Below are 1620 nucleotides of genomic sequence, written 5' to 3'. Positions count from 1 at the left end.
TTGTCGGGCCGCAGCCCCCGCCACACCGGGTGCCGCAGTACGCCCGTCGCCGTCCACTCCCCGTACGCCACCTCGCCCACCAGCTCGGGCTCCACCCAGTGCACCGCGCCCGCCGCCCGCACGTGCCGGTCCGCGACCGGGCCCGCGAACGGGCTCGTCCGCCGCGCAAGCCCCGCCAGCCGCTCCCGCAGCACCTCCAGCGCGTGCCGGGAGAAGCCGCTGCCCACCGTGCCCGCGTACGCCAGGTCGCCGTCCTTCGTCCACACGCCCATCAGCAGCCCGCCGATCGCGTCCGACCTGCTGCCCGCGCCCTCCGTCCAGCCGCCGACGACGACCTCCTGGGTACGGACGTTCTTGATCTTCAGCCAGAGGTCGCTGCGCCGACCCGGCAGGTACGGCGACGACAGCCGCTTCGCGAGCAGCCCCTCCAGCCCGTACTGCCGCGTCATCTCCCACGCCTCGGCGCCGTGGCCCTCCCAGTGCGGGGGAGTGCGCCAGCGCGGTCCCCCGACGCCGAGGCCGGTGAGCAGCGCGCGGCGGTCGCGGTACGGGAGGCGCATCGCGGACTCCCCGTCGAGGTGCGGCACGTCGAACGCCATGTAGTCGACCGGCACCTCGTCGGCGAGGCGGGCGATGACGGCGCCGCGGGTGAGGTTCATGCGGCGCTGGAGCACGCCGAAGGAGGGGCGGCCGTCGGGGGCGAGCGCGACGATCTCGCCGTCGAGCACGCAGGCGTGCCCGGCCGCGGCGAGGGCCTCGCCGAGCGGGGCCAGCTCGGGGTAGCGGGCGGTGACGTCGTTGTCGTTGCGCGTCAGCAGCGTCAGCGAGCCGTCGCCCGGTGCGTACGCGACGGCGCGGATGCCGTCCCACTTCAGCTCGTACGCCCACGAGGGGTCCGCGGCGGCCGTCGGCAGGCTGCCGGAGACCGCCAGCATGGGCGCGACGTGCGGCAGCCCGCCGAGGTCGGTCATGCGGGCAGATTAGGCTCCGGGCCTGCGCTACGCCTCCTGGGCGATGTCCGCGCGCAGGGGCTCCAGGGTGCCGCCGATGGTCTTCACCGTCTCGTCCGGTACGCCGAGGCCGACGAGGGTGGCCGTCAGGTGGTCGACGACGCGCTCGAAGTGGGCCGGCGTGATGCCGAGCCCCTCGTGGGCCTTCCGCATGCCGCGGCCGTTGTACCCGCCGGGGCCGCCGAGGGCGGCGCCGATGAAGGCGCGCTGGTGGCGCTTGAGGCGCTGGACGTCGATGCCGTCGAAGAACGGCTTCAGCTCCGGGTCGTCGAGCACTCGGTCGTAGAAGTTGTCCACGGCGGTCGAGACCGCCGTCTCCCCGCCGATCGAGTCGTAAATAGTCATGGGGCCCGATTATTGGGGCCAGTGGGGCTGGAGTGAAGAGCGTAGAACGTTTAATTCCGGCCCAAGTTTTCGCCAACGACGGGCCGGAAGCCCTGCGTTGTCAGCCGTTACCGCCCATGCGCTGCAGTATCGCCCGCTTTGCGGCTGCGAACTCCTCGTCGGTCAGCACCCCGGCGGCGTGCAACTCGCCCAGCTCGCGCAACCGGCGCAGCACCGCGTCGTGGTCGTCGCCCGGAACCGCGGCCTCCAACTCCGGTTCCTTCCG

At 73.2% G+C, this 1620-nt stretch carries 3 protein-coding genes; all 3 read right to left on the bottom strand.

Annotated elements, in window-relative coordinates; all coding sequences use genetic code 11:
• Window positions 1–971 (bottom strand): non-homologous end-joining DNA ligase (ligD, locus tag H5J30_RS32050; RefSeq protein WP_181791120.1); only part of this gene is annotated, 971 nt, incomplete at its 3' end.
• 27 nt (window positions 972–998) lie between these two features.
• Window positions 999–1355, bottom strand: a complete 357-nt coding sequence (locus H5J30_RS32045) for a group I truncated hemoglobin (RefSeq protein ID WP_181791118.1) — start codon at window positions 1353–1355, stop codon at window positions 999–1001.
• A gap of 100 nt (window positions 1356–1455) precedes the next feature.
• The coding region (locus H5J30_RS32040) for an SHOCT domain-containing protein (RefSeq protein WP_181791116.1) at window positions 1456–1620 on the bottom strand (165 nt) is incomplete at its 5' end.

Source organism: Streptomyces phytophilus (assembly GCF_013870535.1).
In the GTDB taxonomy this organism is placed as follows: Bacteria; Actinomycetota; Actinomycetes; order Streptomycetales; family Streptomycetaceae; genus Streptomyces; species Streptomyces phytophilus.
This window is presented reverse-complemented; position numbering and strand designations above follow the sequence as displayed.

Excerpts from the sequence above, each read along its gene's own strand:
- H5J30_RS32045 (WP_181791118.1), bottom strand. The coding sequence starts at position 1,355 with ATGACTATTTACGACTCGATCGGCGGGGAGACGGCGGTCTCGACCGCC.